The sequence below is a fragment of the Aeromonas veronii genome, assembly GCA_041319085.1.
Classification (GTDB): Bacteria; Pseudomonadota; Gammaproteobacteria; order Enterobacterales; family Aeromonadaceae; genus Aeromonas; species Aeromonas veronii_F.
Genome location: CP101033.1, coordinates 580,782 through 604,180, shown reverse-complemented (window position 1 = coordinate 604,180; position 23,399 = coordinate 580,782). Strand labels below are relative to the sequence as shown.

General features: G+C 61.2%; 35 protein-coding genes and 1 pseudogene. 27 read left to right on the top strand and 9 right to left on the bottom strand.

The features are described 5' to 3' along the window. Positions 1–65: 65 nt before the first annotated feature. Entirely contained in the window at positions 66–1,628 is a 1,563-nt protein-coding gene (gene murJ, locus NMD14_03110) for a murein biosynthesis integral membrane protein MurJ (protein XEI33446.1), read from the bottom strand. Between the two features lie 191 nt (positions 1,629–1,819). On the opposite strand from murJ, the gene rpsT reads away from it, so the two are divergent. Continuing rightward, positions 1,820–2,083, top strand: coding sequence for a 30S ribosomal protein S20 (gene rpsT, locus NMD14_03105; protein XEI33445.1), 264 nt, complete (start codon positions 1,820–1,822; stop codon positions 2,081–2,083). Positions 2,084–2,132: 49 nt separating this feature from the next. Here rpsT and NMD14_03100 read toward each other — a convergent pair whose 3' ends face one another. From NMD14_03100 to NMD14_03075, 6 genes are all read right to left on the bottom strand, one after another. Next, positions 2,133–2,435, bottom strand: a complete 303-nt coding sequence (locus NMD14_03100) for a metalloregulator ArsR/SmtB family transcription factor (GenBank protein XEI33444.1) — start codon at positions 2,433–2,435, stop codon at positions 2,133–2,135. Between the two features lie 51 nt (positions 2,436–2,486). Beyond that, entirely contained in the window at positions 2,487–3,419 is a 933-nt protein-coding gene (gene nhaR / locus NMD14_03095) for a transcriptional activator NhaR (GenBank protein ID XEI33443.1), read from the bottom strand. A gap of 65 nt (positions 3,420–3,484) precedes the next feature. Then, positions 3,485–4,540, bottom strand: coding sequence for a tyrosine-type recombinase/integrase (locus tag NMD14_03090; GenBank protein XEI33442.1), 1,056 nt, complete (start codon positions 4,538–4,540; stop codon positions 3,485–3,487). A 27-nt stretch (positions 4,541–4,567) separates the two neighbouring features. Then, positions 4,568–5,134, bottom strand: coding sequence for a PH domain-containing protein (locus tag NMD14_03085; protein XEI33441.1), 567 nt, complete (start codon positions 5,132–5,134; stop codon positions 4,568–4,570). A gap of 24 nt (positions 5,135–5,158) precedes the next feature. Continuing rightward, positions 5,159–5,620, bottom strand: a complete 462-nt coding sequence (locus NMD14_03080; GenBank protein ID XEI33440.1) for a hypothetical protein — start codon at positions 5,618–5,620, stop codon at positions 5,159–5,161. Between the two features lie 52 nt (positions 5,621–5,672). Then, positions 5,673–6,356, bottom strand: a complete 684-nt coding sequence (locus tag NMD14_03075; protein ID XEI34702.1) for a helix-turn-helix domain-containing protein — start codon at positions 6,354–6,356, stop codon at positions 5,673–5,675. Between the two features lie 109 nt (positions 6,357–6,465). Here NMD14_03075 and NMD14_03070 point away from each other — a divergent pair, with 109 nt between their 5' ends. From NMD14_03070 to NMD14_03005, 14 genes are all read left to right on the top strand, one after another. Beyond that, positions 6,466–6,660 (top strand): Cro/CI family transcriptional regulator, encoded by a 195-nt coding sequence (locus NMD14_03070; GenBank protein XEI33439.1) that lies wholly within the window; start codon positions 6,466–6,468, stop codon positions 6,658–6,660. A 10-nt stretch (positions 6,661–6,670) separates the two neighbouring features. Beyond that, positions 6,671–6,880 carry a Cro/Cl family transcriptional regulator gene (locus tag NMD14_03065; GenBank protein XEI33438.1) on the top strand — a complete coding sequence of 70 codons (210 nt, stop codon included), beginning with the start codon at positions 6,671–6,673 and terminating at the stop codon, positions 6,878–6,880. A 64-nt stretch (positions 6,881–6,944) separates the two neighbouring features. Next, entirely contained in the window at positions 6,945–7,463 is a 519-nt protein-coding gene (locus tag NMD14_03060) for a phage regulatory CII family protein (protein XEI33437.1), read from the top strand. A 369-nt stretch (positions 7,464–7,832) separates the two neighbouring features. Then, the gene (locus NMD14_03055; protein ID XEI33436.1) at positions 7,833–8,294 is read left to right on the top strand and encodes a hypothetical protein; all 462 of its coding nucleotides are present in this window, start codon (positions 7,833–7,835) and stop codon (positions 8,292–8,294) included. Positions 8,295–8,357: 63 nt separating this feature from the next. Further along, a complete protein-coding gene (locus NMD14_03050; protein ID XEI33435.1) occupies positions 8,358–8,543 on the top strand; it encodes a hypothetical protein in 186 nt (61 codons plus the stop codon). Between the two features lies 1 nt (position 8,544). Then, positions 8,545–8,805 carry a helix-turn-helix domain-containing protein gene (locus NMD14_03045; protein ID XEI33434.1) on the top strand — a complete coding sequence of 87 codons (261 nt, stop codon included), beginning with the start codon at positions 8,545–8,547 and terminating at the stop codon, positions 8,803–8,805. Next, a complete protein-coding gene (locus tag NMD14_03040) occupies positions 8,802–8,975 on the top strand; it encodes a hypothetical protein (protein ID XEI33433.1) in 174 nt (57 codons plus the stop codon). Before NMD14_03045 ends, NMD14_03040 begins: the two co-directional genes overlap by 4 nt. Beyond that, on the top strand, positions 8,972–9,163 hold the full coding sequence (locus NMD14_03035; GenBank protein XEI33432.1) for a hypothetical protein: 192 nt from the start codon (positions 8,972–8,974) through the stop codon (positions 9,161–9,163). Before NMD14_03040 ends, NMD14_03035 begins: the two co-directional genes overlap by 4 nt. Further along, complete coding sequence (locus tag NMD14_03030; GenBank protein ID XEI33431.1) at positions 9,160–9,369, top strand: hypothetical protein; 210 nt, start codon at positions 9,160–9,162, stop codon at positions 9,367–9,369. Before NMD14_03035 ends, NMD14_03030 begins: the two co-directional genes overlap by 4 nt. Then, the gene (locus NMD14_03025; protein XEI33430.1) at positions 9,366–9,662 is read left to right on the top strand and encodes a hypothetical protein; all 297 of its coding nucleotides are present in this window, start codon (positions 9,366–9,368) and stop codon (positions 9,660–9,662) included. The genes NMD14_03030 and NMD14_03025 overlap by 4 nt, the downstream gene beginning before the upstream one ends. Continuing rightward, complete coding sequence (locus tag NMD14_03020; protein XEI33429.1) at positions 9,659–9,916, top strand: hypothetical protein; 258 nt, start codon at positions 9,659–9,661, stop codon at positions 9,914–9,916. Before NMD14_03025 ends, NMD14_03020 begins: the two co-directional genes overlap by 4 nt. Before the next feature lie 140 nt (positions 9,917–10,056). After that, on the top strand, positions 10,057–12,258 hold the full coding sequence (locus tag NMD14_03015) for a replication endonuclease (GenBank protein ID XEI34701.1): 2,202 nt from the start codon (positions 10,057–10,059) through the stop codon (positions 12,256–12,258). Beyond that, positions 12,249–12,746: a hypothetical protein gene (locus tag NMD14_03010; GenBank protein XEI33428.1), complete on the top strand. Its 498-nt coding sequence runs from the start codon at positions 12,249–12,251 to the stop codon at positions 12,744–12,746. Before NMD14_03015 ends, NMD14_03010 begins: the two co-directional genes overlap by 10 nt. A 2-nt stretch (positions 12,747–12,748) precedes the next feature. Then, on the top strand, positions 12,749–13,357 hold the full coding sequence (locus tag NMD14_03005) for a 3'-5' exoribonuclease (protein ID XEI33427.1): 609 nt from the start codon (positions 12,749–12,751) through the stop codon (positions 13,355–13,357). Positions 13,358–13,747: 390 nt separating this feature from the next. Here NMD14_03005 and NMD14_03000 read toward each other — a convergent pair whose 3' ends face one another. Both NMD14_03000 and NMD14_02995 read right to left on the bottom strand, forming a co-directional pair. After that, complete coding sequence (locus NMD14_03000; protein ID XEI33426.1) at positions 13,748–14,791, bottom strand: phage portal protein; 1,044 nt, start codon at positions 14,789–14,791, stop codon at positions 13,748–13,750. Continuing rightward, positions 14,791–16,551 (bottom strand): annotated as a pseudogene (locus NMD14_02995) (terminase ATPase subunit family protein). Before NMD14_02995 ends, NMD14_03000 begins: the two are co-directional and overlap by 1 nt. A 178-nt stretch (positions 16,552–16,729) precedes the next feature. On the opposite strand from NMD14_02995, the gene NMD14_02990 reads away from it, so the two are divergent. From NMD14_02990 to NMD14_02935, 12 genes are all read left to right on the top strand, one after another. Continuing rightward, positions 16,730–17,521 carry a GPO family capsid scaffolding protein gene (locus NMD14_02990; protein ID XEI33425.1) on the top strand — a complete coding sequence of 264 codons (792 nt, stop codon included), beginning with the start codon at positions 16,730–16,732 and terminating at the stop codon, positions 17,519–17,521. A gap of 9 nt (positions 17,522–17,530) precedes the next feature. Further along, complete coding sequence (locus NMD14_02985; GenBank protein ID XEI33424.1) at positions 17,531–18,553, top strand: phage major capsid protein, P2 family; 1,023 nt, start codon at positions 17,531–17,533, stop codon at positions 18,551–18,553. A gap of 221 nt (positions 18,554–18,774) precedes the next feature. Then, positions 18,775–19,359 carry a phage terminase small subunit gene (gene gpM, locus NMD14_02980; GenBank protein XEI33423.1) on the top strand — a complete coding sequence of 195 codons (585 nt, stop codon included), beginning with the start codon at positions 18,775–18,777 and terminating at the stop codon, positions 19,357–19,359. Between the two features lie 91 nt (positions 19,360–19,450). Next, complete coding sequence (locus tag NMD14_02975; GenBank protein ID XEI33422.1) at positions 19,451–19,921, top strand: head completion/stabilization protein; 471 nt, start codon at positions 19,451–19,453, stop codon at positions 19,919–19,921. Further along, positions 19,921–20,124, top strand: a complete 204-nt coding sequence (locus tag NMD14_02970) for a tail protein X (GenBank protein ID XEI33421.1) — start codon at positions 19,921–19,923, stop codon at positions 20,122–20,124. Before NMD14_02975 ends, NMD14_02970 begins: the two co-directional genes overlap by 1 nt. 1 nt (position 20,125) lies before the next feature. Further along, positions 20,126–20,359, top strand: coding sequence for a TraR/DksA C4-type zinc finger protein (locus tag NMD14_02965; GenBank protein XEI33420.1), 234 nt, complete (start codon positions 20,126–20,128; stop codon positions 20,357–20,359). Then, positions 20,352–20,717: a phage holin family protein gene (locus NMD14_02960; GenBank protein XEI33419.1), complete on the top strand. Its 366-nt coding sequence runs from the start codon at positions 20,352–20,354 to the stop codon at positions 20,715–20,717. The genes NMD14_02965 and NMD14_02960 overlap by 8 nt, the downstream gene beginning before the upstream one ends. Positions 20,718–20,719: 2 nt before the next feature. After that, positions 20,720–21,031 carry a phage holin family protein gene (locus tag NMD14_02955; protein XEI33418.1) on the top strand — a complete coding sequence of 104 codons (312 nt, stop codon included), beginning with the start codon at positions 20,720–20,722 and terminating at the stop codon, positions 21,029–21,031. Then, positions 21,028–21,852, top strand: a complete 825-nt coding sequence (locus NMD14_02950; GenBank protein XEI33417.1) for an N-acetylmuramidase family protein — start codon at positions 21,028–21,030, stop codon at positions 21,850–21,852. Before NMD14_02955 ends, NMD14_02950 begins: the two co-directional genes overlap by 4 nt. Further along, complete coding sequence (locus tag NMD14_02945; protein XEI33416.1) at positions 21,842–22,384, top strand: DUF2514 domain-containing protein; 543 nt, start codon at positions 21,842–21,844, stop codon at positions 22,382–22,384. The genes NMD14_02950 and NMD14_02945 overlap by 11 nt, the downstream gene beginning before the upstream one ends. Then, positions 22,381–22,875 (top strand): phage tail protein, encoded by a 495-nt coding sequence (locus NMD14_02940; protein XEI33415.1) that lies wholly within the window; start codon positions 22,381–22,383, stop codon positions 22,873–22,875. Before NMD14_02945 ends, NMD14_02940 begins: the two co-directional genes overlap by 4 nt. Further along, the gene (locus tag NMD14_02935) at positions 22,857–23,309 is read left to right on the top strand and encodes a phage virion morphogenesis protein (protein XEI33414.1); all 453 of its coding nucleotides are present in this window, start codon (positions 22,857–22,859) and stop codon (positions 23,307–23,309) included. The genes NMD14_02940 and NMD14_02935 overlap by 19 nt, the downstream gene beginning before the upstream one ends. The last annotated feature ends 90 nt before the right edge of the window (positions 23,310–23,399 follow it).

The following is a 23,399-nucleotide window of genomic DNA, read 5'->3' as shown; positions in this document are numbered from 1 at the left end:
CCGGGCCCAATCCTGTCCCCCGCGGCGCCATGAGGCACTATCCTCATGACGTCGCAGGATCACGGCTACTGCTGCCCCGATTTAAGATGACGTGGTCGAATGCCCAGCAGCAGCAACACCACGGCATAGACCCCGGCGCCCAGCGACAGCAACATGGTCAGCTGCAAACTGGCCTTGCCCATGCTCCATGCGCCCCACTGGGCCAGATCCGGTGACAGGTAGGCGAGCACGCCCCCCATCAGCACGCTGGCGACCAGCAGCTTGAGGCAGAACACCCCGGTATGACGGGAGGGACGATAGACGCTCTGCTGGTATAACCCCTTGAACAGCAAGGCCGCATTCAGGGTGCCCGAGCAAGCGGTCGAGAGCGCCAGCCCCACGTAACCAAGCGGATAGATGAAGATGAGGTTGCAGGCCATGTTGGCAATCATCGACATCACCCCGATCCGCACCGGCGTCCTGGTGTCCTGCCGCGCGTAGTAACCGGGCGCCAACACCTTGATCAGCATCAGGGAGAGCAGACCTGTGGTGGACGCCAGCAAGCTGGCGCTGGACATGCTCACCTCGTGCAACCCGAACTCGCCACGCATGAACAACACCCGCAAAATGGGTTCGCGCATCACCGCAATACCTATCATGGCCGGCAGGCCGAGCAACATCACCATCCGCACCCCCCAGTCCATGGTGCGGGAGAAGTCGGCCGGGTCTGCATCCACATGTTTTTTCGCCAGCGCCGGCAGGATCACGGTACTGATGGCTACCGCAAACAGCCCGAGGGGGAACTCCAGCAGGCGATCCGAGTAGTAGAGGTAACTGATGGCACCAGTCGCCAGGAAGGAGGCGAGCATGGTGTTGACCAGCAGGTTGATCTGGCTGACCGAGACCCCGAACAGGGCCGGGATCATCAGGGTGCGGATCTTCACTACTCCCGGGTGATGCCATCCCCACTTGGGCCACACCAGCATGTTGATTTGGCGCAAAAAGGGGTACTGGAACAAAAACTGCACCAAACCGCCTAAAAACACACCAATCGCCAGCGAGAGTTCCGGTTTGTCCATCAGCGGCGCAATCCACCAGGCCGCCGCAATCATGGTGATGTTGAGAAACACCGGCGTGAACGACGAGACGGCAAAGCGGCCGAAGGTGTTGAGGATGGCCCCCGCCATGGCGGTAAAGGTGATGAACCAGAGGTAGGGGAAGGTGATTTTGAGCATCAGACTGGCGAGCTCGAACTTCTCGGCCGCAGGGCCGCCGTGCAGCCAGTCCCAGAACCAGCCCCAGCCAAACAGCGCGGTCAGCACACCCGAACCGAGCACCCCGAGCAGGGTGACCACCGTCACTATGCCCCCCAGCGTACCCGCCACCGCGGCCAGCAATTCACGCACTTCCCCCTCATCGCCATTTTTCTTGTACTCCGTCATTACGGGAACAAAGGCCTGGTTGAAGGCACCTTCGGCAAACAGACGACGCAGAAAGTTCGGAATACGATTGGCAAAAAAGAAGACGTCTGCGGCCACCCCGGCACCGAGCAGATTGGCGATAACCACATCGCGAACCAAGCCCATCACGCGGGACACCAGCGTCATTCCGGACACTATCATGCCGGATTTGATCAATTTCTTACTCAAGACGAGGCCTCTGGAACTGTCAGAATGAAAAGAATGCTGCTAGAATCGGCCGACAGTTTAACCGCCTCCCTACTGACACACCACCTGGAGGCGGTGTTTATTTGCACAAATCATTTGACAATATGTGGTTGAAAGGGCATATTTCCGGGCCTTTTCAATACACTCGCTAAGACAGTTTTAGGAGTTTTACCTTGGCTAACATCAAATCTGCTAAGAAGCGCGCTCTTCAGTCAGAAAAACGCCGTCAGCACAACGCCAGCCGTCGTTCCATGACCCGTACCTACCTGAAGAAAGTCATCGCTGCTATCGCCTCTGGCGACAAAGCTGCCGCGACTGCCGCTTTCGCTGTTGCTCAGCCGATCATGGATCGTATGGCGACCAAAGGCCTGATCCACAAGAACAAAGCTGCTCGTCACAAGAGCCGCCTGTCTGCCCAGATCAAAGCTATGGCTTAATCAGCGTCTGCTGATCAAAGCTGAAAAAACCGGCCTTAGTGCCGGTTTTTTATTTATCTGTGCTGCAATAAAGTCGATGCAGCAAACTTATCATTTCACGCACCTCATGGCTGCGCAGCGAATAGTAGACCGTCTGGGCCTCTTTGCGCGTCGTCACCAACTCATCCCGCCGCAGCAACGCCAGATGTTGTGACAACGCCGACTGACTCAATCCCAGCCGCTCGTTGAGCTCCCCCACCGACAGCTCCCGCTCCAGCAACTGGCACAGAATAAACAGCCGCCGTTCGTTGGCCAGCACCTTGAGCAAGGCCACGGCTTGACTCGCGTTGGCTTCCATCTCTTCAAGTTGCATCACATCTCTCCTCTGCCACTCATCGCCGATGATACGTGGTGACGGGTTGTTTTAAAACGACAGGGTGGCAGGCTGAATGGCAGAGAAGTTCTCCTGCCCGGAAAAGAGGAAGGTAAAATCGCTCTCGCAGACCCGCTTCACCGCCGGATGCTGGATCATCCGCTCGGCAAAGATGACGTAATACTCCTCCATCAAATCCTGGGTCTCCCCGATCAGCATCACCCCCTCCCCCTCGAGGAGCTCCTCCCGATAGATGGTGGGGGCCATGAAAATCCCCTGATTGAAGAAGCCAAACGCCTTCATCAGAGCGGCATCGTCAAACTCGCCGAGGATGCTGGGGGAGACCCCTTGCTGCTCGAACCACTGAGTCAGCTGGCGCCCCATGGCGGTACGGCGACCAGGGATCAACAACTTGCGCTCCTCCAGACAGGCAGGAAAAGGCTTTTCGGGCCGCGGCGCCTTGCAGAAGAAGCTGACGCCACAGCCGCCCAGCCGTTTGGAGAGTAGCCCCGCGTGCTGGCTGGAGTCCACCGGACAGTCGGAAAGAATCATGTCGAGCTTGTGTTCGCTCAGTTGCTCCAGCAACAGTTCGTGGGTCGATTCGAAGCAGCGCAGGTGGATGGAGCCATCATTCGGAATAACAGAAAGCAGCACGCGGCTGGCAAGGCGCTTGGAGAGGGCATCGGCGATGCCGACATCGAACAGGATCTGGCTCTCCTTGCGGTAGTTGACGATATCGAGCATCTCGTAGGAGAGGCTGAACATCTTGTCAGCATAACGAAACACCAGCTGGCCCAGCTCGGTCGCCTCGAGGGCGCGCCCCTTTCGCTTGAGCAGCTTGCCGCCGAGGCGCTGCTCCAGCAGCTTGATCTGGCCGGTGACCGTTTGCGGGGTCAAAAAAAGGGCTTCCGCTGCCTGGGTAACGGAGCCCTTCTTCTGAGTCATCCAGAAATAGTAGAGATGGTTGTAGTTAAGGTGTGACATGACGGCTCGATCCCTTGATATTCAGGTGCTCTGTTGGGAATAGGGGGAAATAAAAGTGAATAATCCTAACCTGTGCCGCCATTTTGTCGCCACGCCTCCAGTGGATTTAACCGTGCGGCATCTTCCAGGTGGTCTGGTGCAAAATGGGCATAGCGCATAGTGTCACGAATGTTCGCATGGCCAAGGATTTTTTGTAGCACCAGGATATTCCCGCCGTTCATCATAAAGTGGCTGGCGAAGGTGTGGCGCAGAACGTGGGTCAGCTGACCGTCAGGCAGTTCAATGCCGGTTGTTTTCAGCGCTCTGCCGAAATCCAGATAGCAAGGCTGGAACAGCGGGCCGCTTTTGCTACCCGTCATCAGCTCATCGTAAAGCGCTTTGCTGATCGGCACCGTCCGGTTTTTGTTGCCCTTGGTGTTGGTATAGGTGATGCGGTACGGGGTGACCTGCGAGGTGGTGAGCGCCTCGGCCTCACGCCAGCGGGCGCCGGTCGCCAGGCAGATTTTGATAATGAGCGCCAAATCAGGGTTGGGATATCGCTGCGCCGCCGAGAGCAGATCGGCGATCTGCCACTGTTGCAGAAAGGTCATCTCGGGATCGGGGGTCTTTACTGCGGTGGCGGTCTGCAATGGATGCGGGTGCTGCCACTCACCCAGCCGGATCAGCTCCCCGAACACGGCCTTGATGAATGCCAGCTCCTGATTGACCGTGCGCGCGGTGATGGCCTTTTTGGCTCCGACATTCCAGCCGTTGTCGATCTCCCCCGCCATGCGTTTGGCGCGGTAATGTGCCCACATTTTGGGGGTGACATCGATCGCCTTCGGGTTTCCCATGCCGCTGCAGATGATCTGCAGCTTGGCCAGCCTGACATGCTGGCGCTTCAGGGTCTGGCCATGCAGCCGGAACCAGAGATCGATCAGGTCTTGCAGGGTGCGCTGCTCTTTCGCCTCTTGCCCCAGCCACGGCTTGGCCTGATGCTCATCCAGGGTGAAGCGCTCCCACGCCAACGCCTCGCCCTTGGTGGCAAAGCGACGGCGCTTGCGGGGGCCGTCACGCCCCTGAGGATAGACTTCGGCCAGCCATAGTTTTGGCTTGCCATCGTCAAGTTTGCGGACGGTCATACAAACACCAAATGCATGCCGCCAAATCTACGCATTAAGTAATCTGGATTTTTGTTGCTCGAACTCATCTTGAGTCAACACGCCTTTATCCTTAAGAGATGCGAGCCGTTCAAGCTGAGAAATTAAATCATTGTTATCTGATTGTTTCGAGGTATGTGGTTGAGTAGTGCCATGATTTTTTCTTGTCTCTATGGCATCACGGATTTTATTTGTGAAGTTGACGACTGTTTTTTTCTGAACATTTTTTATCGTGCGAGTATTGGCCCCATCCTGAATGCTGATGCTCCCCAATAGCAGGCCAGTTTCACCAGATACAGCATTTACCTTATCGAGGTCGATGATGGCCTGTTTTAGACCGAAGAGAATGCCCTTGTCTAAAAAAATGACTCGTTTGTCCGTCAGTGTTATTAACCATGTATTGCCATCCATGAGGCCGGATGTAAATGATATTACTCGTTCACCATCAAGAAGGATCTCTGGTAAATGATTGAGCTCTTTCTTGGTGAAAAACATATCATCGCCAACCTCGGCGGCGATTCTTTTGCATTCGGCCTTGCGCTCAGCTGCTGATGCGTTTTTAAAATCGAATCCCATAATAAACATCCGGTGTAAATGTTGTTATTGTTCGCTGAGGCAGTGCTCTACCATTTCGTAGTCAAGGCCCCACTCTCTTTTGCATTTAGATACTGCGCTGCCTGAATAATTTATCTCTATACTGCGCTTGGCTGCGCGTTGGCTTTTAATGCAATGCTCTTGCATTTCATGATCGTCTTGCCATTCACTGGTGCAGTACCGAGTTATTTCATCATCGGGTTCATTACCGACTTTCCGGCGTGCTTTAGTCTGCTCGTTGTAGCAATAAAGTCCCATCACGTAATCAGGCAACCATTCGTTGGCGCATCGTTGCTTGATCTCACCGGATAATTCAGAGAAGTCAGACTTGGCAGAATACTGCTCCTGGTAGCAGTGCTGATACATCTCGTCATCGTCGGGCCACTCACCAGCGCAGAACTCACTGATGCCATTTGCTGATAACGCTGGCATAGAGGCCAGCATCAACAAGGCAAGCGTTTTTTTCATTCCACCTCCTTATTGTGCCATCTGACGGACAGTAAAAGGGCGCATCCGCGCCCTATCGTTTTCTGAAAATTCGATGTTCGACCATCACCCCGATGATCTCGATCTGCTGCCGGTCGGAGTACATGGGCGGGTAATCGTCGTTGAGGGGCACCAGTTCAAACACCTCTTGCCCGTGCTCATCGATGCCGCGGGGGCGGTACTTCTTGAAGGTGGCCTCATTGCTGCCATTCTTTGCCACCACGAAATCCCCTGGGCGAGGCTGTTCGTCCGGGTCAACGATCACCAGATCCCCCTCATTGAACTGCGGGGCCATCGAGTTACCACGTAGCCAGAGGCCAAAGCCGCACGGGCCGATGTCCACGCTGGCTGTCACATACTCGACATTGCCATCGAAGCCGCTGGCCTGTTCGCAGATCTCCCGCCAGTTACCTGCCTGCACATAGCTGAGGATCGGCACCCTGCCACCCTGTGGGATGGTCGCCGGTTCGACGTTGCGGTAACCAGGGAACGAGGACTCCATCACGCCAGTTGCGCTCTCTTCTTTCCCGGTCAGCAACCAATCGACAGTCACACCAAGCGCCGCCGCTAAATCGTTGAGATAGCGGCCTTTTGGCTGGTTTAGTCCTGACTCCCATTTGCCAACAGATACCCGAGTAATGCCGATGCGATTGGCTAGCTCTAACTGGGATAGCTTGAGGAGTTTGCGCCTAGATAGGATTCGATCGTTTATCGTCATGAAACCTAGGTTACAGCAAGAGAGGGACACTAAAGTTTCTTTATTTGCTTGCAGCATGTGAAAACCTAGGTTACATTGGCGACATCAAAGGAACCTTAGGTGGCCCAGAATGAAGAAAAGTGATGTCTTAAGTTACTTTGGCGGTGTTGATAAGGCCGCCAAAGCTCTGGGAATTACTCATGTCGCAGTGAGTAAATGGGGCGAAACCATCCCCCAGGGCCGCGCCTACCAGATTGAAGTGCTGACCGGCGGCAAGTTGAAGGCCGACCCTATCAAGCTCACCCCTGATAACCCCGCGCAGTAAGGGCTACGCCATGACGCCAACCATCACTGTTTACACCTTTCCGGTTTGCTCCAAGGAGAAGTTCGCCGAGCTGGCCGGGTTCAGCGAGGACTACGTCCAAACCCTGCTTGATGGTGGCCGTTTGCCCACCCTGACCAAGCCAGGCAGCCGCCAGAAGGTGCTGATCAATCTCGAGGCGTTGCGCCTGCAGTGTCAAAAAGAGGCGCTGGTGTCGCGTTGAGTTGCCTTGCAACCAGCCGGTCAGTCAGTCAGCCAACCATAGCGACCTTTGGAGGGAAATCAGAGTGTTAAACAAGCAACCGCCGTCACACCGTCACTTTGCCGCCGCCTGCGACGCCTTCAAGGGGGCGCACAACATCAGCGAGCTGGAGCGCGAGTTTGGCCTGCCCAAGGGGACGCTGCACAACAAATTCAATCCGGCCAGTGAGAAGCACAAGTTATCCGCTTTCGATCTGATCGCCCTCTACCACGCCACCGGCGATGACCTGCTGTTTGATGGGTTGTTGCTGGATTGTGGCCTCACCGCCGTTCGGCTGCCTGAGTCAGGGGCGGCGATCCGGCCCGAGGCGCGCGCCCAGCAGGCGCTCAATGTCAGTGCCCAGATCATGGGCGTCACGGCGCAGGCCACCCAGGTGCTGAGCGGTGGCCGTGTCACCAAGTTGCATCGCAATGCGCTGATGGGCGGGTTGCTGGCTGGCATCGAGCAGATGGTGCTGCTCGCCACCGAGGTGGAAGAGAAATATCACACCGTTCCGGGGGCGACGATCGCCGCCGACATTTTCCGCGCCGGCTTTGGCGCGTAAGGGGATTTTTTTGAACGTTAAGTGCCCGCATTGCAAGGCCGTCATGCGCACCCGTACCTCACGCTGGCTGTCGGGGATCACCTTTGAAGCGGTAATGGTTTGCCGCAATGAAGACTGCCGGTTCAGGGCGAAGTTGGTAGCGGGGTTTGTGCTCGAGTATCAGCCTTCAGTGTTTCGTAACCCGGCAGTGGTGCTGCCGGTGTCATACCAAGGGGGATTGGAGGGGATCAATTCGGTGCCGCGGAAGTTTGCGGCAGTCGAGACCCTGCGGCGGTCTGCCAAGGGGCGCGCCCGGTAGTCGGGTGCAGGCGGCCCGCGCCAGCGGGCCATTGTGTCACGGATGTCATACGACGATGTAAGGGGGAACCCATGCAACAACAACAACGCATTAACCACTCGGAGCGCAATCTGGCGGGGCTGACGCCAGAGGAGCAGGTCGCCATGAACACCGCGGGCTGCATGCTGCTGCGCGAGATGTTCGGTAAGACGCGCAGCCGGCTGGATGTGGATTGGTTGGCCATCAGCGATGCCAAGCGCGCCGCTATCTGCGCTATCGCTCGCCTGCCGCGCGGTCAGCTGATGACCGCCACGCTGTCGGCCCTGCCCCATGCACAGCGCGAGGCGATCCGCCTGGCGGTGATGGCGCTGGAGTATCAGGGGGCGTTTAGCTGCGGCTGTGACAGTGCGGTGTGGCATCCGGCACCGGTGACCACTCCAACCGGAGATATCGACAGATTAAAGCGGGAACGGGCAGCACGGCTGCAACAACGGCGCGCCATTGCGGCGGGCATCGCGATGAGCCAATCAGGCCCGCGCGCAATCGGGCAATAAAAAGCCCGCTTAACGGAGCGGTAACTCCAAGCGGGCCTTCAATCATCAACTAGGAAAATTGACATGCGAACTTTAGCCATTAACTACGCGCTGCGCAACCTGCGGCTGCAAAACAAGAAGCTGGCCCGCTGTGGCCAGCGTTATCACGGCACCACTGAGCTGATCGCCGCGTGCGAACGCCCTGCCGCGATGGCATGGGCCACCCTGTTTAGCCGCATCGGCCGCCGCGCCCCGTCACATGGAGCTTGAGATGACTGCCACGATCAATGTGTTGAACCACCGCGCCGCCAAGCGCCTGCGCCAGTTGCGGGAGCAGCTGAACCTGAGCCGCCCGCAGTTTGCCGCCCTGTTGGGGATGTCGCCGTTAACGCTCAAAAACTACGAGCTGGGATACCGCGAGATCGGCGGCAGCCTGTTTTTGCTGATCGCCAATCACTCCATCCTGGGATCGTATGCCCAGTGGCTGATGACCGGCATCGCGGCCGACCAACAGCAGGGGGCACAGTCATGAGCGCCGTTATCACTACCACCAAGCTGCCGAACCTGTCAGCCGCGAATGCCTATCTGGTGCGCGTGGGGTTTATCTGTGTCGGGACGGCCTGGCTGCGCGGCCCGCGCGAGTACGCCCGTTTGGAGTTGCTGCCCAGCGGGGCGGTGCAGGTGATTGAGGGGGTCGCATGAGCGAGCAGTTTTATCCCATCACCCTGCAAGCCGCGGTGGATCATTTGGTCGATCTGCCGCGCCGGGTTTCGGTGCTGGCATCCTCTGGCAAGCTCGGCCCCGAGGGGCGCGCCCTGCGTGAGCTGGCCCGCCGTCAGTTGCGCTGGCATCAGCTGTTTCGCGCCATGAACCGGAGGGGCGAAGTATGAGCATCGATGCAATCCATATCGCCCAGCGCGCCGAACAGGCGGTGCTGCCGCTGCTCACTGAGCTGTTGGCCAGTGGCGAACAGGAGAACCGGATCGCCCTGGGCGACCTCTACGCGGGGGATGAGTACATCCAGGTGCAACTGGTCGTGACCAGCCGCCCGGCCGATCTGCTCGATGACGATTCAGTGATGGGGGATGAGGTATGAGCGACCTGTTTGAACTGGAGCCGCCCGTTGACGAGCTGGCTGAAACCGAGGCTGGCCCCGCTCACCTGCGGGCGCCTGAGCCGGTGAGTTCGCTGGCCAGGGCGTTTCAGCTTGAGACGCAGGTTTATGGCCACAGCGTTGATGGCAGCCGGGAGGAGTTGCTGTCGTTGGGGGCGATCAGGGGGTTGTATTGGCTGGCGTTGGCGGTTGGTGAGGTTGCGCTGGCGCGCACCATCGGTGACTGGTGGGCAGATGTGGCACCGCTGCACGGTCTGGGGGAGGTGATCACATGAGCCACCGCCTGATCTCCGAGCTGCACGCCCGCGTCGATAGCTGGCGCGAAACCATGCTCGATGATGCCGCCCGCCTGCGCTACTACCAGCGCAACCTGAAGGAGATGCGCCGCCACTCACCGCGGCCGCATAACAGCATCGCCCTGACCCTGCGCCAGTGCGCCGCCGCCCGGAAGATGATGAACCATGCCCGCCGCGCGCTGGCATCTTGCCGAAATAACATCAGAGAGCTGTCGGGTAGCCATCACCAGTGACGTATCAACATAATAACGCGCCAGCCTGCGAGGCTGGCCAGTTCGGTTTTGCCATCTCTCTCATGCCCACGCCGAAGCGCGGCCAGCTGCCACTGTCGCGGCGGACGCTCAAGGCCCGCATCGATGCGCTCGCCAACGCGATGCCAGACACCCCGCTGGCGGCGGCCTTTATCGGCGGCCCCGGTGAGTATGATCTGGTGTGGGCGGTGCAGCTGCTCGATGGCCTCTCGCCGCAGTTCACTCAGGCGTTGTTCAAGCAGTACGTACGCCGCCGCAAAGATGGCACATCACGACATTGCCGCAGCGCCAACATCTGGCTGCGCGAGCGGGTGAAGTGGGTCAGGTCGTTGGTGGTGGCGATCCCGGTCGATGCGCAGCAGCTGCGCGATGATGACGGCCGAAAGCGGGTCGCCCACCAGTTCGCCAATCAGACCGCCGCGATTTGGAAAAACATCGAGCAGAGCACCCCCGCCGCCGAGCTGGATCTGATGACGGCTTGGGAGGCCATCCGCCAGCCCGCCGATCAGTGGGGGTTTGTCGGCAAGATGCCGGATTTTCAGACCATTGAGGCGCGGGATAACTGGATCCTGAGCGTGATGGTGCGCCTGCTCTCTGCCAAGTGGTGGGAACGGCGGGTGAACCGCTGCTGGGATCGGCTGCAGGAGCACATTGCCATCCTGCTCGGCTATGTGCGCAAGGGGGTCTCTGCCTACGTCTCAAACGCCTCAATGAAGGTGGTGCGCGAGCGCAAGCGGGCCATGCTGCGCTGGCTGGCTGAGTCAGAGGTGATGAACGCCCAGCATGATCTGGTGATCTCGATGAAGGATTGCTGGGAGGCCAGCATTGCCAACCCGGTCAACCGCCGCAACGAGATGATGACCCGCATGCGCGGCTTTGAGGATTACGCCGAGCAGCAGGGCCATGTGGGGGTATTTTTCACCTGGACGGCCCCGAGCCAGTTCCACGCCTGGAAGACCGCCAGCAACGGCAAGACCATCGAAAATGACAAGTACCAGGGCGCGACACCGCGCGAAACGTGCTCATACCTTGCCAAGCTGTGGAGCCTGACCCGCGCCGCGCTCAAGCGCAACAACACCCCGGTGTATGGCTTTCGGGTCTGCGAACCGCATCACGACGGGACGCCGCACTGGCACATGCTGCTGTTTATGCGCCCGAGCGATCGCAACAAGGTGATCAGCACCCTGCAGCGCTACGCCCTGACCGATGACCGCGCCGAGCTGGTGCGCAACCCCATCGCCGCGCCCACCTTTACCGATATCACGCCCCGCTTCGATTGGAAGCTGATCGACCCGACCAAGGGCGATGCCACCGGCTATCTGGCCAAATACATCGCAAAAAATATCGATGGCGCCTATGTCGGTGACGATGAGGAGGCCAACACCCCCGCAGCTCAGGGCGCGTTGCATTCGTGCGCGTGGGCCAGTTGGTGGGGGATCCGCACTTTTCAGCAGATCGGCGGCGCCCCGGTCGGGGTCTGGCGCGAGCTGCGCCGCATCAGCAACGCCAAGAAGCATGGCGATCTGGTGGGGCCACCCAAGCCGATATTGCAAGACCCCTGCTTTGAGGCGGCCCGCTTTGCCGCGGATAACGCTATTTTCCGCTGCTATCTGGAGGCCATGGGCGGCGCACTGGCGACCCGTGCCGAGCACCCCATCAAGCTGGCCCACCTCATCGAGGAGCAGGCCAACTGCTACGGCGAGGACATCAAGCGCCTGATGGGGTTGCACTCCGCTCGCTTGGGTATCAAGACCAGACTGCAGGGGTGGGAAGTGGTGCCAGCGGGCACCTATGAGGCCACCAAGGCCGCCGGTGGTGCGGTTGGGGGTGTTGGGGTTGAGACGGGCGACAGCCCGGCCCCTTGGAGCTCTGACAATAACTGTACGCGGCCGGATCCAGAGGCCTACGCGGATCAGTTAATGGTAGAGCAATGGGGTTTATCCCCCCTCTCTATCGACCGATTACGCTCTGGCTCGAACGTCAGCGTGGACGGTTTCACCCTCTGGCTGGAAAACGGCCAGTTGCAGGCGGCACGCGCTGTGCCGAGCGAGCCGGACTGGCAGCCAGCGGGCCAGCGGCCAGCCGAACAGGGCCAGCCGGACGAATACGCCCTGCCGCAGGGGGACGAAGACTGGCCAATGCTGGTCGAGCTGTGCGGCAAGGTTTACCGGGCACAGGGCCACGCCGGTACGCACAGCTGGATCGAGATGCTGCCGGAGCCCTATCAGTCACACATGTGGGCCGAACTGGAGCAGCTGGACACCCCGGAGTGGCTGCAAGAACAGAACGACTACCAAGAGGAGGAGGAATGGGCATGGGCATAAACAACCCGCAGGCGGTCAGCCGCGAAGCGTACCGCCGCCTGGATAATCGGGTGACCTGCATCCTGCAGCAGCGCTGGCCCGCCAGCGAGATCAGCCAATGGGTGGGGATGCTGCAGGGCAAACAGCAGGCGGTAGCCTGCGCCATCCTGCGCCGCCGCCATCCGCGCCCCGCATCGCTGGGCCTGCCGGACATCGCGCCCCCAGCTCCGAACCCGTATCAGACCAGCCCCAGCCGCCAAACCGTGCCGCTGCGCTCGGCCGATGGCCGCACCGTTGGCCGCCGCCATGTCGTGCCGGGGCTCACCCCCGTGGCCATCGACCAGAACGGCACCATTCGCTGTGCCGCTACCGGACGGACGCTGTTTATCGCCCCCGGCAGCCCAATCGACCGCGCCAACCCGGGCGCCGCCGACCGACTCAACCAAACCTATCAGCCCGCCCTGCACCAGGTTGTGGCCGATCACCGTCAAATTGAAGCAGGAGAGTAGCCATGAATAACGTAATGCTGGATCTGGAAACCATGGGCAGCGGGCCAGACGCGGCCATCGTCACCATCGGGGCCGTGTTCTTTGACCCGCTGACCGGTGAACTGGGCGCCGAGTTCGAGGCGCATATCGCTCTGACCGACAGCGCCAAATATGGCGTGATGGAGCCAGACACCGTGCTGTGGTGGCTGGGGCAGAGTGATGAAGCCCGCGCGGCCATCATGCCATCTACGAAGCACAGCTCGTTGAGAGAGTCGCTGCTGGATCTGTTCGAATGGATGCATGGCGGAGATCAAGGAAGCAAGCCGGGGTTGCAGGTTTGGGGCAACGGGGCCAGCTTTGACAACGTGATCCTGCGTCACGCCTGCAATGCCGCGAAAGCCCCCTGCGGCTGGGGGTATTGGAACGACCGTGACGTGCGCACCATCGTTGATCTCGGGCGCACCCTGCTGGGATTTGACCCGAAAAGAGACATGCCATTCGAGGGCGTGGCCCATCGCGCGCTGGACGATGCCAAGCACCAAGCCCGCTACGTCAGCGCCATCTATCAGCGGATGCAGGCTGCGATCAATGGATGCGGAATGGTTGCGGCTGGGGAAGGTCGAACAGGGTGAAACCGCAAGGATCTGTTTGATTTTGTAGGATCGCGCAAAGGATCTGTAACAACGGGCGCGGCCAGTGCTGGCGCGCAGCGACCCAAGGCGGCGGGAGCCCTGCACCTGCAACAAAAGCGCTACAAAAAGCGCGCAGGCGGGGCGGGGGTTCGACGGCGCGCCGTTGGTGCTGACGTCCGTGCGATCCTGTGGGCGCAGCAGGACGCCTCCCAGCGTTTCGGCGGGATTTAGTGGAGGGGTTCGGGCGTGAAGCGAGGCATCAGAGACGCGCACACAGGCGCTTATGCGAGGGGCGAAAAAAACCCGCCAGAGTGTGCATCGTTGAGAGGCATGGCGGGTGTGTTGAGCGGATGTTAAGTCATCGGCGGCGGCGTGGCAATCTCATTGCGATCAGCTGGCCATCGCCTCCAGGGCCAGCTTGTACGGGTCAAACCGGATGATCTCCTCCCCGGCCAGCTGATTGAGCGATTCGAGCGACCGCCGCAGGCTGTCCAGTTCGTTGGCGTCCAGCACCTGGGCGGCCTTGATGGCATCACCAAACCCGCCCGCGTTTTGCGGCACCACCCCCAGCAGCGTGGGCGGCACCCGATGCGCCGCAAGCTGGTCATCCCGGGTCGCCGATTTGATGTTGAAAAAGTCATCCTTGGCGGCCACTTCGCTGACCGGGATCAGCTGCAAGCCATCCTTCTTCCCGTTCGGCGCGTACATAAACAAATTTCGGAAGTTGCCCGGCCCTTTGCTGTCGCGCATCGCCTGCCGAAGATTGCTGATATCGCTCTCATTATGCAGCGAGTCGGTCATGTAGAGGATGAACCCGGCATGGCTGCCGTTCTCATAGTATTTGCGCCGGAACAACGTCGCCGACTCATTGAGCAGCGCCGAATTGAGCACCGCCACATAATCCGGGATGCCATACACCCCCTGATTGATATCGTCCTCATACACATGCAGCACCTCGCCGCGCGCCAGCTCAACCTCCCGCGCTGGCTCGGCGATCCACCAATAGCGGCTCAGGTCGTCATACCCGCGCCGGGTGTACTTGGCATGCATCCGCTCATAGCGCATCGCCTGACCCAGCCGGTTATTCACCCGCCGCAGATAGCCATTGCCAAACACCAGATAATCCAGCGCCAGCCCGGTGAAATCCGCCAGGCTCAGCTTGGGATGCGGGATAAACCCAGAGCGCAGGATGTTGCGCTTGAGCTGGATGGCCGCCGCATGATGCACCGCCCCGCGATACACCCGCGCCAGCCCACTGAGCGACAGCGGCGGCTCATACCATTTGCCGTTGTGCATCGCCTCCAGATAATCAAACACCTCGCGCTGGCTGAGCACCGGCAGCGGATCCCCGAAGGTAAACGCCTGCATTGGCGCAGGCGCAGCAGCCGGCACAGCGGCCGGAGGGTTAGAACGATAGCGGCGCTTGCGGCTCATCAGCAGATCTCCATCATGGATTGATTAGTTGTCGTCGTGCCTTCCAGCGGCTCATGCAGCAGAGCCTGCATCAGCGCCCAGGCGATATCGGCGTGGCTGGTCTCGACCGACCGCCCCGCCTCGAAAGTCGGCATTTTCCCCCGGCTGTCACCCCGCGGCGGATGGACATAAACGCCTGCGCCAGATCGGTCCAGCCCGCGTCAAACTCCAGCCGCCCCTTGCCCATCACATCCTGTGCCTTCATCACCATGCGGATCTTGATGCTCGGGTTATAGGGGATGTCCGTCACCGCCGGGTAAAACTGCCGCACCAGCTGCAGCACCCCTCACCGATACCGGTCGAATCGACCCCGATGTAGGTCACGTTGTAACGCAGCGTCATCTGGCGCACCGCCTCGGCCTGCGCCGCAAAGTCCATCCCCTTCCAGCGATGGCGCTCCAGCACCCGAAACTTGCCGCCCGCCACCGCCGGGGGCGCCAGCACCACGCATCCGGCGCTGTCGCCATCCCCGCCCTTGGCCGGGTCATACCCGATCCACACCGGGCGCTGACCCAGCGGGCGATCGGCAAACGGCTTGTAATCCGTCCACTGCTCCCAGCTGTCGACCATACAGCGCTGCAGCGTCGCCAGCGGAAACACGCTCGACGTATCATCGGCAAACTGGCACATCAGCAGCTGCGCATACTCATCGGCCGAGTAATCCAGCCGCAGCTGATTAAGGTCAAAAAGATTGCAGCCGCCCTCGATGGCATCCTCGACTGTCACCACCTGCCGCCACTGCCCATCCTCACACAGCCGCCCCGCTCGCAGCGCCTCGGGGCTCACATCCAACTTGATATGATCGACTTTGGCGCGGCCGCGGTTAAACAGCGCCCCGCTCCAGAACGGATAGGCATCGTGCGACAGGCTGGACGGCGTAGAAAAATAGGTAAGCCGCCACTTCTTATGCATCGCCATGCCGCTGGCGACCTTGCGCAGCTCCTGAAACTTCGGGATCCAAAAATACTCATCGAGGTACAGATTGCCGTGGTACGACTGCGCGGTGCGCGAGTTCGTACCGAGGAAATAGAGGATCGCCCCGTTGCTCAGCGTCATCGGGTCGCCTTTAAGCTCGACCCCCACCTCCAGCGCAAACGCGGTGATGTACTGCTTGAACACATGGGCCTGCGCCTTGCTGGCCGACAGAAAGATCTGGTTGCGCCCGGTCACCAGCGCATCGACCAGCGCCTCGCGCGCAAAAAGAAGGTCGCCCCGATCTGGCGCGACTTGAGGATATCCCGGGTGCGATGCTGCAGCCCGGCCTCATACCACACCCGCTGATAGTCAAACATCGACTCATTGAGCAGCGTGATCAGCTTGGCCTGCTGCTCATCATCAAACGCATTGCGCACCGCAGATTTTTTGGGGCCGGAGTTGCGGTTCGCCACCCTCGGGTTGAGGTCGGTCTCATTGCCGCCAGCGGTATAGCGACCGATCCGCGCCATGCGCTCCTGCTGCCGAAACAACAGATCGATCTCCTTGTAATCCGCGCCTGACTTGAGCTCCTTGCCAAGCAGCTGGCACAGCCGCGACTCGAGCGCCATATCGACCCGGTCGATCGGCTTGATATCGTCCCAGCCGTCGCGCGCCTTCCACGCGCCAACCGTGCCTTCTGGGGTGTCGATAAGCTCCGCAATTGCGCGGATTTTGTACCCCTGAAAATACAGGTGCATGGCCTGTCGGCGGGGATCGAGGTGGGGAAACAGTAATGGTGTCGTCATGCCCGCATTTTGCGGCACCCGCGCAATCCCCCGCGCGCCCCGCTTGTTGTGAGCAACACACCGACAACACAGACAAGTTGAAGGATCTAACCAACAAACCAGACCATGGAGGCCGAAAAAACCGCCAACACCCAGAGGGCTCATGATGGCAGCGAAGGCAAAAATGAAACGAGTCGCCATGTCCGGGCAAACCACGGACGGGCGCAACATCAGCGCGGACTGGCTGCTGCAGGCCGCCGCCAACTACAACCCCGAGAAATATGGCGCCCGCGTCAATCTCGAACACTATCGCGGCATCGTCCCCGATGGCCCGTTCCGCGCCTACGGCGACGTGCTGGCCCTCTCCACCGAAACCATCACCATGGATGGGCAAGAGAAGGTGGTGTTGCTGGCCGATATCGCCCCCAACGCTGACCTGCTCGCCCTCAATAAGGCCGGGCAAAAGGTCTACACCTCCATCGAGCTGGATCTGGACTTCGCCGGCAGCGGTCAGGCGTACCTGGTCGGCCTCGCCGTCACCGATAGCCCAGCCAGTCTTGGCACCGAAATGCTCAAGTTCGCCGCCGGTCAAGGTGACGCCAACCCGCTGGCCAGCCGCAAGCAGCGCCCGGAAAACCTGTTCAGCTCGGCCATCGAAACCGAGATCGAACTGACCGAAGCAGACCAGCCAGGCCTGCTCGAGCGCGTCAAAGCCATGTTCAAAAAAGACAAAGCCGCCACCGGCGCCAGCTTCACCGAAGTACACCAAGCCGTTGAACACATCGCCGGTGAAGTCGCCAGCCAGGGCGAGCAGTTCGCCGCCAGCGTTGCCAAGCTCGAAGGCCTGCTCGATGAGCAAAAAGCCGCGCTGGCCCAGCAGGCGCAAAAACTCAGCGACCTGCGCGCCGAGCTCGAATCCACTGAAAACCTGACCCACGAACAGCTCCCGCCCGCCGCCGGCGGTGCCGTCACCGCCCTGACCGACTGCTAAGGACTCAAAATGCGTACTCAAACCCGCGAAAAATTCAATGCCTACACCGCCCAGGTGGCCCAACTCTCCGCCGTGGCCTCGGCCGTGCAGATGTTCACCGTCGAGCCATCCGTCCAGCAAACGCTGGAAACCAAGATGCAAGACTCTGTCGCGTTCCTCGGCATGATCAACCTGATCCCGGTCGATGAGCTCAAGGGCGAAAAAGTCGGCATCGGCATCAGCGGCACCATCGCCGGGCGCACCGACACCAGCGCAGACAAAGAGCGCGACCCGTCCAACCCGACCGCGCTGCAAAATCACAAATACGAGTGTCACCAGACAAATTTTGACACCTACATCACCTACGGCACGCTGGACGCCTGGGCCAAATTCCCCGACTTCCAGATCCGGGTACGTGATGCCATCCTGACCCGTCAGGGCCTCGACCGCATCATGATCGGCTTCAACGGCGTCAGCGCCGCCGCCACCACCAACCGCACCACCAACCCGCTGCTGCAGGATGTCAACATCGGTTGGGTTAAGCTCACCAAGACCGACGCCCCGGCCCAAGTGATCAGCGAAGTCACCGCCGCCAGCGGCAAGATCCACGTCAACGCCACCAAAGGGGACTATAAAAACCTCGACGCGCTGGTTTACGACCTGGTCAGCGAGAAGATCGCGCCCTGGTACGCCGACGACACCGATCTGGTGGTGCTGGTTGGCCGCAAGCTGCTCTCCGACAAATACTTCCCCATCATCAGCGATGCCGCAGACAATCAGAACGCGCTCGCCGGTCAGGTGCTGGTCAGCCAGAAGCAGATCGGCGGCCTCAAGGCCATCCGCGTCCCGTTCGTGCCGGACGGCACCCTCATCGTGACCAAACTCTCCAACCTGTCGATCTACTACCAGCTGGAAGGCCGCCGCCGCATGGTCGAAGAGGTGCCGAAGAAAAACCGCATCGTGAACTGGGAGTCCAGCAACGACGCCTATGTGGTCGAGGATTACGACTGCATCGCCATCGCCGAAAACATCACGTTTGAAGCCAAGGCGTAAGGGGGCGAGATGACACCAGCCCGCCGCCATACGCAAATGATCAAGGCCGCCCTCGCCGGGGCGGCCTCACCTCAACTCGACCGTCAGCACGCCAACGCCTACGAAATGCAGCTCATCCAGCTGCTGGAGCACAGCCGCACGCTCAAGGGGATCCAGAGCATCGAGCGGAAAATCGATGCCAAGCGCGCCATGCTGGACGACTTCACCCCTGGATACAGGGCGTGCTGCAGGGCGATGCCGGGGGTCAAGATGACGTGCTGGTCACTGTCATGCTCTGGACGCTCGACACCGGCGATCTGGCGGACGCGTTTAATATGGCCGACTACGTGATCCGCCACGGTCTGAACACCCCGGACCAGTACGAGCGCAGCGCCGCCACCCTGATCGCCGAAGAGGTGGCCGAGAACGCCATCAAACTGCAAGACGTGGGCGATGGCCCCAGTCTCGGCCTGCTCTCTGCTTACCTCAATCTGCTGAAAGACTCGGACATGTTCGACCAGGTGCGCGCCAAGCTGCACAAGGCGGTGGGCCGCGCCTGCTATGCCGAGGGGCTCAAGGATGAAGCGGCCGAGCACTACCGCCGCGCCATCGAGCTCCACGACAAAGTGGGCCTGAAAAAAGATCTGGAGGTGCTGGAGCGGGAAATTAAAAAGCAGAAAGCCGCAGAACTGCCAGTCGCCAGCGACGTGAGCGCAGCCTCTGTTACGGCACCGGCTATCGCCGAGGCCAGCCCCAAACCAGAGCAAGAGCAAGAGCAAGAGCAAACCACCGAACAGCCAGCCCCCGCCACCGGCGAGGCCAGCTAACCGAGCGTACCCCGCAGCCGGGCGGCTCGGGCCTGATGCAGGCAAAACGCCAGCGCTGACGGCCCGATCACCGCCCACCACAGGAGGGAGCATGACCAGCGGTTTTATCCCCACCCCCACGCCAGAACAGGACGAGGGCGTCATCACAGCCGGGCTATTCTGGCCGCCCATCTCGCTGCCTGACATGCGCGCCACCATGCGCACCGATGGCACCGTCACCACCGAGCGCCTGCGCCATGCCGTGATCAACGCCATCAGCCAGGTACAGGCCGATCTGGCCGTCTGGGCCGCCAGCAAACAGGCCGCCGGCTATCTCAGCCTCGATGCCGTGCCAGCCACCCTGATTGACGAAGAGTCCATTCTGGCGCTCTGGTATCGGCGCGCCGTCTACAGCTACGCCCGCGCCAGCCTGTACGAGCGCTATCTCGACAGCGCGGCCACCGCCGAGGCGGTCAAAGATGCCAGCGCCAAAGATTTGACGGCCGATGATCTCTACCGCGATGCCCGTTTCGCGATCCGCGACATCCTCGGCGTCAGCCACACGACAGTGGAGCTGATCTGATGCAGCTGCGCGCCATCCAGGGCGACACCCTCGACCTGTTGCTCCATCGCTATTACGGCTACACCGCCGGCATCACCGAACAGGTGCTGGCGCTGAATCCGCGCCTTGCCGAGCTGGGGCCAGTGCTGCCCATCGGCACCCTTGTCACCCTGCCAGACGCGCCCACCCAGGCAGCCGTCACGCAGATCAACCTGTGGGACTGATATGAGCCGCCTTGACGACGAACTCGAACGCATAGACGCCATCAACGACCTGCGCATCGCCGCCAAGGTGCACGCCGCCCGCATCAGCGGCACCGGCCCCTTGCGCTGCATCGACTGTGACAACGTCATCCCGCAGGCCCGCCGCGAGGCCGTGCGCGGCTGCGAACGCTGCATCGAATGCCAAACCGAATCTGACCTGATACAACGCCAACGCACCGGAGGATCAATTGCCTGAACCCATCTCGAGCGGCACCGCCGCCAGCACCGTCACCGGGCTGGCCGTCTTGTCGCTGCTCCCCGGCCTCGATGCCGATGTCGTCATGGGCGCCTTCGCGGGCGCCCTGATCTGGATCTGCACCACCGAGGAGCTTGGCATCCTGCGCCGTCTCGCCCTGTTCGTCGCGGCGTTCATGGTCGGGCTGCATGGCGCCGGGTTCTGCGCCGCCCTGCTCGGCACCATCACCCCGGAATCGCTCGCCGTGCCGCGCGCCGTGGGGGCGCTGGTTGCCTCGGCCATCACCGTCCGGCTGCTGCAGTTTGTCCTGCGCAAATCGCCGGATGATCTGCTCAACCTGCTGCGCCGGAGGGGGTGATCATGCTCATTGCCTACGCCCTGCTGATGGCCCTCATCAGCCTGCGCCTGATGACCTACCGCCGCGGCGGTGACCGCTACCGCCTGCTGCCCACCCTGCTCGCCTACCTGATGGCCGTCGCCGCCGGGTCGGTGCCGCTGCGCGCCCTGCTGGGCAGCCTGCCGCCGCCAGATGCCTCGTCCGTGCTGCTCGCCGCCGTGGTGCTGGTCGCCCTGTGCGATGCAGGCGGCAGTACCGCTCGCCTGCTGCCCAAGCGCAAAGGCCGCGCGCGCACCACTACCGCCTGGGATGTATACCGGAGGGATTTACCATGACCCGCACCCTGACCCTCGGCGCTGTCGGCAGTGACGTAACCCTGCTGCAACAGCGCCTCACCGCCGCCGGCTACCCCGCCAACCCGGACGGCTGGTTTGGCGATAAAACCCGCGCCGCCCTGCTCGACTATCAGCGCGATCACCTCATCACCATGACCGGCACCGCAGGCCAGCGCACCCTCGCCAGCCTGCTCGGCGCCGCCTCGGATAAACAGCTCACCATCACCCACCTGCGCGCGGCCGCCGCCCAGCTGGGGGTATCGGTTGCCAAGTTGGCCGCCTTTGCCGATGTTGAAAGCGCCGGTGAGGGCTTTGACTCAGCCGGTCGCCCCGTCGTGCTGTTCGAACGCCACGTGTTCCATCGCCAGATCGCCGCGCACCTCGGCCAAGCCAAGGCCGATGCGCTGGCCGCCGCTTATCCGCAGCTGTGCAACCCGCAGCGCGGTGGCTACGTCGGTGGGGCTGGCGAATGGCAACGCCTGACCATGGCCATGGGGCTGCACCGCGCCGCCGCCATCGAATCGGCAAGCTGGGGCATGTTTCAAGTGATGGGCTATCACTGGCAGGCCAATGGCATGGCCGATGCCGAAGCATGGCGGGCCGCCATGTGCCAGAGCGAGGCGGATCAACTCGCCGCGGTCGTCGGGTTTATCGGCCGCGATGCCAAACTGCTGGCCGCCCTGCAGGCAGGCAATTGGAAAGAAGTGGCCCGCCGCTACAACGGCCCGGCCTATGCCGACAACCGCTATGACCAGCGCCTCGCCGCCGCCCATCGCCACTTTGCAGTCATCTATCCCGACGAGGTGAGCCATGTGGATTAGCCTGCTGACCGGCCGCTGGGGCAAGTGGCTCGCCATCATGCTGGCCGCTTTGGCGCTGTCGCTGATGATCAAGAGCCTGCACGCCGATGGCTATCGAAAAGGCGCAGCCGCCACCGAAGCCGCATGGCAAAGCAAATGGGATCGCCAACTCGCCAGCCACGCCCAGGCACTGGCTGACGCCAGCGAGCGCCAGCGCCAGATCGAACACCGCTATCAGGAACAACTGGAGAGCATCCAACATGATGGACAACTACGCCTCGATGCCGCGCTGGCTGATGCCGCTGCTGCTGCTGATGAGTCTGACCGCCTGCAGCGCACCGCCCGCGAACTGGCCCGCCGCGCCGGTCGCCAATGCCCAACTGCCACCACTGCCGCCAGCGGCCAGACAACCCAGCCAGCCGCCGTTCTGCTCGCCGACGTGCTCGGCCGCGCTGACCGTCGAGCGGGTGAACTGGCAGCACTGGCTGATCGAGCCATCGCCGCAGGCATCGCCTGCCAGCGCGCCTATGATGCCGTCAGGAACCAACCATGAATAAACCGCAGCAGATCCGCGACGTGCTCTATCAATGCCTGCCAGAGCTCAACAAAAACCGCGAGCGCCTGACCCTGGTCATCAACAAGGGCAACGCCGTCGCCACCGGCGCCGCCAGCATGTCGTTTGAATGGCAATACGAATTGCAGATCGGCGTCATCGACTTCGCCGGCCATCCTGATGCCGTGATGGTGCCGCTGCTGCTCTGGCTGCGCCAATACCAGCCTGAGCTGTTCACCAATCCGGATCGCCGCGACAACGCCGTGACCATCGAGGTCGAATATCTGGCGCGGGATCTGGTCGATATGCTGATCACCGTGCCGCTCACCGAGCGGGTGCGCGTCACGAAAGACGAAACCGGCATGCGCTGGGAGCACCTGCAAGAGCCGCCAGAAGATCCCTACGACGGCATGACCTGGGAGCTGTTTATCAATGACCAGCCTCAGCCATGGCCGCCCGCGCCGGGGGACACATGGCCGAAGATCAGCTGACGCAACTCGGCCTCGAAGCCCAGGCACTGGCCGCCAGCCTCAGCGCGGCCGGTCGCCGCAAGCTGGCCGCCGAGCTGGCCCGCACCCTGCGCGCGACGCAGGCCGAGCGCATCCGCGCCAACCTCCAGCCAGACGGCACCCCCATGGCCCCGCGCAAACCGCGCCAAGCCATCAAGGGCCGCCGGGGCGCGTTGCGCCGCAAGATGTTCGGCAAACTCATCAGCGCCCGCTGGCTCAAGGCCACCGCCAGCCCCAACGAGGTTAGCCTAGCCTTTGTCGGCAGCGCCAACAGGCTGGCCACCACCCACCACTTCGGCCTGCGCGAGCGCATCAAGGGCCAGACCATCCAATACCCCGCCCGCGAACTGCTCGGCCTCGCCAAGGGCGACCTCGACCGCATCGAGCAAGCCATGCTCGACCACCTGACCAAATAAAACGCCCGAAATCGGGCGTTGTTATTTTGTGCAATAAATCACAAATATAACCTTGCAGGTTATAACCGCGCAGGTTATAGTTATCTCAAG

Bases quoted from the DNA above. Each gene is read 5' to 3' on its own strand.
- NMD14_03100 (XEI33444.1), bottom strand. From the start codon at position 2,435: ATGCAACTTGAAGAGATGGAAGCCAACGCGAGTCAAGCCGTGGCCTTG.
- nhaR (XEI33443.1), bottom strand. From the start codon at position 3,419: ATGTCACACCTTAACTACAACCATCTCTACTATTTCTGGATGACTCAG.
- NMD14_03090 (XEI33442.1), bottom strand. From the start codon at position 4,540: ATGACCGTCCGCAAACTTGACGATGGCAAGCCAAAACTATGGCTGGCC.
- NMD14_03085 (XEI33441.1), bottom strand. From the start codon at position 5,134: ATGGGATTCGATTTTAAAAACGCATCAGCAGCTGAGCGCAAGGCCGAA.
- NMD14_03080 (XEI33440.1), bottom strand. From the start codon at position 5,620: ATGAAAAAAACGCTTGCCTTGTTGATGCTGGCCTCTATGCCAGCGTTA.
- NMD14_03075 (XEI34702.1), bottom strand. From the start codon at position 6,356: ATGACGATAAACGATCGAATCCTATCTAGGCGCAAACTCCTCAAGCTA.
- NMD14_03070 (XEI33439.1), top strand. From the start codon at position 6,466: ATGAAGAAAAGTGATGTCTTAAGTTACTTTGGCGGTGTTGATAAGGCC.
- NMD14_03065 (XEI33438.1), top strand. From the start codon at position 6,671: ATGACGCCAACCATCACTGTTTACACCTTTCCGGTTTGCTCCAAGGAG.
- NMD14_03055 (XEI33436.1), top strand. From the start codon at position 7,833: ATGCAACAACAACAACGCATTAACCACTCGGAGCGCAATCTGGCGGGG.
- NMD14_03050 (XEI33435.1), top strand. From the start codon at position 8,358: ATGCGAACTTTAGCCATTAACTACGCGCTGCGCAACCTGCGGCTGCAA.
- NMD14_03045 (XEI33434.1), top strand. From the start codon at position 8,545: ATGACTGCCACGATCAATGTGTTGAACCACCGCGCCGCCAAGCGCCTG.
- NMD14_03040 (XEI33433.1), top strand. From the start codon at position 8,802: ATGAGCGCCGTTATCACTACCACCAAGCTGCCGAACCTGTCAGCCGCG.
- NMD14_03035 (XEI33432.1), top strand. From the start codon at position 8,972: ATGAGCGAGCAGTTTTATCCCATCACCCTGCAAGCCGCGGTGGATCAT.
- NMD14_03030 (XEI33431.1), top strand. From the start codon at position 9,160: ATGAGCATCGATGCAATCCATATCGCCCAGCGCGCCGAACAGGCGGTG.
- NMD14_03025 (XEI33430.1), top strand. From the start codon at position 9,366: ATGAGCGACCTGTTTGAACTGGAGCCGCCCGTTGACGAGCTGGCTGAA.
- NMD14_03020 (XEI33429.1), top strand. From the start codon at position 9,659: ATGAGCCACCGCCTGATCTCCGAGCTGCACGCCCGCGTCGATAGCTGG.
- NMD14_03015 (XEI34701.1), top strand. From the start codon at position 10,057: ATGCCAGACACCCCGCTGGCGGCGGCCTTTATCGGCGGCCCCGGTGAG.
- NMD14_03010 (XEI33428.1), top strand. From the start codon at position 12,249: ATGGGCATAAACAACCCGCAGGCGGTCAGCCGCGAAGCGTACCGCCGC.
- NMD14_03005 (XEI33427.1), top strand. From the start codon at position 12,749: ATGAATAACGTAATGCTGGATCTGGAAACCATGGGCAGCGGGCCAGAC.
- NMD14_03000 (XEI33426.1), bottom strand. From the start codon at position 14,791: ATGAGCCGCAAGCGCCGCTATCGTTCTAACCCTCCGGCCGCTGTGCCG.
- NMD14_02990 (XEI33425.1), top strand. From the start codon at position 16,730: ATGTCCGGGCAAACCACGGACGGGCGCAACATCAGCGCGGACTGGCTG.
- NMD14_02985 (XEI33424.1), top strand. From the start codon at position 17,531: ATGCGTACTCAAACCCGCGAAAAATTCAATGCCTACACCGCCCAGGTG.
- NMD14_02975 (XEI33422.1), top strand. From the start codon at position 19,451: ATGACCAGCGGTTTTATCCCCACCCCCACGCCAGAACAGGACGAGGGC.
- NMD14_02970 (XEI33421.1), top strand. From the start codon at position 19,921: ATGCAGCTGCGCGCCATCCAGGGCGACACCCTCGACCTGTTGCTCCAT.
- NMD14_02965 (XEI33420.1), top strand. From the start codon at position 20,126: ATGAGCCGCCTTGACGACGAACTCGAACGCATAGACGCCATCAACGAC.
- NMD14_02955 (XEI33418.1), top strand. From the start codon at position 20,720: ATGCTCATTGCCTACGCCCTGCTGATGGCCCTCATCAGCCTGCGCCTG.
- NMD14_02950 (XEI33417.1), top strand. From the start codon at position 21,028: ATGACCCGCACCCTGACCCTCGGCGCTGTCGGCAGTGACGTAACCCTG.
- NMD14_02945 (XEI33416.1), top strand. From the start codon at position 21,842: ATGTGGATTAGCCTGCTGACCGGCCGCTGGGGCAAGTGGCTCGCCATC.
- NMD14_02940 (XEI33415.1), top strand. From the start codon at position 22,381: ATGAATAAACCGCAGCAGATCCGCGACGTGCTCTATCAATGCCTGCCA.
- NMD14_02935 (XEI33414.1), top strand. From the start codon at position 22,857: ATGGCCGAAGATCAGCTGACGCAACTCGGCCTCGAAGCCCAGGCACTG.